Here is a 4,461-nt window from a genome sequence, read left to right as displayed (position 1 = left end):
GGGGCGGGCCCGCCCCGCGCGGGCGCGCGGGCGCGGGGGGGGGGGGGGGGGGGCGGGGGCCCCCCCCCCCCCCCCCCCCGGGGGGGGGGGGGGGGGGGGTGGTGGGCTCCGTGCTCCAGGCTGCCCAGGCACTCAGGCGCCTCGATGCCCCGGCTCCTGCTCCTTCAGGAGGAGGATCTCCCCGCACACGATGTAGGTGTTCAGCGCGCAGAGGTTGGCGGCCTGCAGCGCCACGGAGGCGTGGACGCCCTTGTTGGTCAGCTTGCCTACGGCGGTGTACCGGTCGTGAAGGCTGGAGGCCAGGGTGACCGTCATGTCCGAGACGCTGTCGCTCTCGTTCGCCCGTTTGATGAACTCGAAGAGCCGGTTGCGGTAGGCGGGCTGGTCGAGCTTGTGGCCGGTCGCGCTCGGCTCGTCCTGCGCCGGGAGCACGTGGTCGACCACGGCCTCGAGGATGCGACGGCAGGTCGTGATCGCCTGGGCGAGTTCCTCGCCGGCCGCCTTGTCCGGGTCACTGGTCGCGGCCTCGTTCAGGCGCCGGTACACGGCCGTGAACTGCTCGATCACGGCGGGGATGCCCTCGGAGAGGAGCTTGTCGACCTTCTCCTTGTAGCCACCGAAGATCGACTCGTTGATCGAGGTGTACCCAAAGCGCCGCTCCCACTCGCACAGGTACGAGAAGGTCCGGTGCCGGGTCCGGGTCGCGATCTCTCGCATCTTCAGCGACAAGGCGAGCCCCTTCGGGGTCTCCTGGTCCTGCAGACGGTCTGCTCGCTCAATCCAGAACTCAATCTCGTCGATCGAGTGCGCGATGAACAGTGTCTTGTCGGGGTCGACGGCATCGCGCGGGTCGGCCGACTCCAGCCGGTCGCGGAGGTACTCCTCGTGCGCGCTCTCGAAGTCTCCGCCGGCGACGCCCCAAGACGACGGATCAGGCATCAGCCGCTGCAGGGTCGCAGCGTTGGCTGTGGGGGCGCCGCCGATGGGGCGAAGCTCGTTTGCCAGGCGGGCGGCGGCCCGGGTGTCGCCCACCAGGCCAGCGATGCGCACGGCCCGGCGGACGGATACGTCGAGGGGGCGGTCGTCGAATTCGTCGAGCGCTCTGCGGACCAGAGCGAGTATGTCGTCAGTGGAAGCCATCTGCCGAATCTAGTCGGCCTGCTCGTTCCGCCGCAGGGCCGGAGAGTGGACCACCCGCCGTCTACGGCTCGGTCCGGCTACAGGCCTGCCCGCCCCGGCTGCTGAGCGGGTGCCAGACGGGCGCGGACGGTCCGTGCTGGAGCCCGCGAGGCGGGCGCCGGCCCCAGATACTTCCTGATCGTCTTGCGATCCAGCCCCAACGACGTGGCCACCTGGCTCTTCGAGCGGCCCGCGTACCAGTGGACGTAGATCCCGGTCCTGGCGACCACCACTGATCGGTTGCGCGAGCACGGCTTCCTCGGCCCCGTCTGGTGGCGCTTCGGCCGCCCTGACTGGCAGAGCCTCACCGATGCCCTCGACGACCGGCCCGACCGTGCCCTGATCGCCCGGCGCCGTACCGAGCGCCAGGTTGCCGAACAGGCCGAGCAGGAACGGAAGGCGCAGGCCCGGCGGGACGCCGAGCACGCCCGGTGGTGGGCGCAGCTGTTGGCCGCCCGTGCCCACAATGACGCTCTGCACTCCTGCTACACCTGCCACGGCCCCCTCGGCGGCGCCCGCGACAGGGACGGCGAGTTGTACGAGCAGGCCGAGCCGGACCGTCTGGAATGCCCCGCCTGCCTCCGCCGGCGCCGCGACCAGCGGGGGCGCCCGATCGTCCTGGCCCTGCCCACCGCCCGTGACCTCAAGAGGGCCGGCAAACACGGCCCACCCGCCGACGACCCCTGGTGGACCGTGCGCCTCATCCACGCTCAGCGCTGGCCCAAGGCAGACCGGGACGGGGACCGGGTCCCCGAACTCTGGCCGAACGCCCGCGCCTGATGCCGGAGGGTGAATCGGCGGGCGCGCAGGGCGTGCCCGGCCCCGGCCCGCCGGAGAAGCAGAACGCAGGCCCTGCGGGGCCATGGGGCGCCGGCTGCCGGTCGCACCCGCTGAGGCCGGAGCTCCCGCCGGCTGCTGCTCAGCCGACGGGAGTAATCAATCCTGCCAGGTGTCGGCGATCCCCCCAGGAGGAGTCGGTGAAGCCGCCCCAGTTGGTGTCGCAGGCCTGCGGCTCGTGGTCCATGTCCTGCCCCTCTCGATCGGGTGGAAGGACTGTAGACCTGGCTGTGCCCCTCAAGCCACGGGTCGCGGTTACCACGCCGGGGTGGTCCGTGCGATACGCCAGGCATATAGCCCGCCATATCGCAGCCAGGCAATCCGCTCCCTAACCTCCCAGTACCGGAGCGATCCGGTGCAGGTGGGTAGTTCCCACTTGCACCATGGTGGGTATCCTGAAGGTGTGCCGGTGTTCGTGACCATGCGCGGACGCTGACCATCCTCGGAACACACGATCATGGAGGCCGTGATGGCCGCAGTTGCCCGACACGCACACGAGGAGTTCGAGACGGTCGCCGAGACCGAGGTCGACAGCCGGGGACGGGTGTCCCTGGGCCGCGCTGGCGCCCGCCCTGGTCGCCGCTACCGCGTCGAGTCCACACCGGACGGCGTTCTCCTGTTGACCCCGGTCGTCTCCATCCCGGAGCGGGAGATGCAGGTGTGGACCGACCCGCTGCTCGCCGAGCGCATCCGCGCCGGCATCGAGCAGGCCGGGGCCGGCCGGACCCACGACCTCGGCGACTTCTCGCAGTACCTCGACGACGAGGATGACGAGGACTAGAGACCGGTGTACGTCCTGCGCTTCACCGACGACGCGCGCGAGATGCTCCAGCGCCTGGCCGCCGGCCCCAAGGCCGATGTGGTCAAGCTGAAGAAGACCCGCAAGGCGCTGGCACTCCTGCAGACCGACCCCCGCTACCCCGGCCTGCACTCCCACCAGTACGAGAACTTCCCCGGCCACAGTGGCCAGAAGGTCTGGGACTCCTACGTGGAGAACCACACCCCCGGCGCCTGGCGCATCTACTGGACCTACGGCCCCGACGAGACGGACGACCAGGGCCAGACCGTACAGGTCATCACCGTTCTGGTGATCGGCCCGCACCTGTAGCGGCCCGGCGCGGGCGGAGGCTGCCACACTGGTGATCATGAGTGCCGATCGCCGCCCGCTGTGGCAGCAGCCGTTCTCCGACACCGCGACCGATGAGCCCGCGGCGGCCGACGACCGGGCCCGGCTGCTGCCCGTCGAGCGGTCCCCGTTCCTGGAACCGCACACCGAGGACGAGCCCGGGACCGGTCTGCCGGACGAGCGCGCCTGATCGGATCCGCCGCCGGAGTGGCCCGGGTCGGGCGGGTCTGACGGCTCGCCGGGCCGGTGGGCCCTACGGTCGACGGTGCAGGCCGTGCTGTCGCCCGCACTGTCGGCCCGGCCTGTCCACCCCCCTTTGGCGGCCGGGCCGTCCCCGTCGGGGGCCCCGACTCGCGACGTCCTCCCTCCTTGTCGCAGGCGCACGGTCGCGTCGCCGGCACCCGACGCGACGGTGCGCGGATTGCCAGGGGAGGGCGACATGACCGACACCGACCAGACCGTAGAGAACGGGAGCGGACCGGAGCACCCTGGGAGGAAGCGGCCGAGCGGGAGGTGACGCGATGCCCCACGGTGGCAACCACAGACCGTCCGAGCCACTCCCAGCCCCCGCTGACAAGGTGCTCGGGGCGCACGCACTGGCCGACGGCGCGCTGCAGCTGCGCCTCGCAGCCGGCCGCCCGGCCGCAGTCCTGCTGCTGTCCGGCGCCCTGGACTCCCGCTGCGCCCTGGAACTGCCGGAGGCGCTGCTCGCGGCGGTGCGGGCGTGTCCGGACGGGCTGGCGTTGGACCTGAGCGGCGTCGATGTGTGCGACGAGGCCGGGGTCGCTGCACTGGCTCGGGCCTGCGAACACGCCCGCCGCTTCGGCCATCCGGTCGGGCTCGCTGCCTCCACCGCCGACCTCGACCGGCTGATGGTCCTCACCGACACCCTGCACCTGGTCGCCGACCATCTCGACGCCACCGGCGGCCCGACCCCCTGACCGTCCGGTGAACAGATCCGGGGCCGGACCTCCCGCCGACTGCTGCTCGGCCGGCGGGAGTGATCAATCCTGCCGGGTGTCGGCGATCCCCCAGGAGGAGTCGGTGAACCCGCCCCAGTTGGTGTCGCAGGCCTGCGGGCCGTCGTCCATGTCCTGCCCCTCTCGATCGGGTGGAAGGACTGTAGACCTGGCCGCGCCCATCAGGCCACGGGTCGCGGCTACCGCCATGGTTGGGTGGCTTCACGGCGGGGGCCTTTGCCCGTCGAGACTTCTCGTCGTTGGTCGCCGAGCGAGTGGGGGGGCGGCGCGGGCAGGAGCAAAAGACCCCCACCCAGAGGAAGGGCAAGCGCCGGCGCAAGCAGCGGACCGAGAGCGCAA

At 71.7% G+C, this 4,461-nt stretch carries 7 protein-coding genes; 5 read left to right on the top strand and 2 right to left on the bottom strand.

Features of this window, described 5'->3' with window-relative positions; translation table 11 throughout:
- Nucleotides 1-132: 132 nt before the first annotated feature.
- Nucleotides 133-1,140 carry a hypothetical protein gene (locus tag ACFV0G_RS01860; RefSeq protein ID WP_380539955.1) on the bottom strand — a complete coding sequence of 336 codons (1,008 nt, stop codon included), beginning with the start codon at nt 1,138-1,140 and terminating at the stop codon, nt 133-135.
- A 279-nt stretch (nt 1,141-1,419) separates the two neighbouring features.
- Between ACFV0G_RS01860 and ACFV0G_RS01855 the strand changes: the two genes are divergently transcribed.
- From ACFV0G_RS01855 to ACFV0G_RS01835, 5 genes are all read left to right on the top strand, one after another.
- Entirely contained in the window at nt 1,420-1,959 is a 540-nt protein-coding gene (locus ACFV0G_RS01855; RefSeq protein ID WP_380539952.1) for a hypothetical protein, read from the top strand.
- A gap of 526 nt (nt 1,960-2,485) precedes the next feature.
- Nucleotides 2,486-2,797: a hypothetical protein gene (locus ACFV0G_RS01850; RefSeq protein ID WP_380539949.1), complete on the top strand. Its 312-nt coding sequence runs from the start codon at nt 2,486-2,488 to the stop codon at nt 2,795-2,797.
- 6 nt (nt 2,798-2,803) lie between these two features.
- Nucleotides 2,804-3,124, top strand: coding sequence for a hypothetical protein (locus ACFV0G_RS01845; protein WP_380539946.1), 321 nt, complete (start codon nt 2,804-2,806; stop codon nt 3,122-3,124).
- A gap of 37 nt (nt 3,125-3,161) precedes the next feature.
- Nucleotides 3,162-3,332, top strand: coding sequence for a hypothetical protein (locus ACFV0G_RS01840; protein ID WP_380539943.1), 171 nt, complete (start codon nt 3,162-3,164; stop codon nt 3,330-3,332).
- A gap of 388 nt (nt 3,333-3,720) precedes the next feature.
- On the top strand, nt 3,721-4,083 hold the full coding sequence (locus ACFV0G_RS01835) for an STAS domain-containing protein (protein ID WP_380539940.1): 363 nt from the start codon (nt 3,721-3,723) through the stop codon (nt 4,081-4,083).
- A 63-nt stretch (nt 4,084-4,146) separates the two neighbouring features.
- Here ACFV0G_RS01835 and ACFV0G_RS01830 read toward each other — a convergent pair whose 3' ends face one another.
- Complete coding sequence (locus ACFV0G_RS01830; RefSeq protein ID WP_380539937.1) at nt 4,147-4,311, bottom strand: hypothetical protein; 165 nt, start codon at nt 4,309-4,311, stop codon at nt 4,147-4,149.
- Nucleotides 4,312-4,461: the final 150 nt, after the last annotated feature.

Origin of the sequence: Kitasatospora sp. NPDC059571 (genome assembly GCF_042735675.1) — a bacterium.
In the GTDB taxonomy this organism is placed as follows: Bacteria; Actinomycetota; Actinomycetes; order Streptomycetales; family Streptomycetaceae; genus Kitasatospora.
The sequence above is the reverse complement of the archived record's forward strand: the minus strand, read 5'-3'. Positions and strand labels throughout refer to the sequence as shown.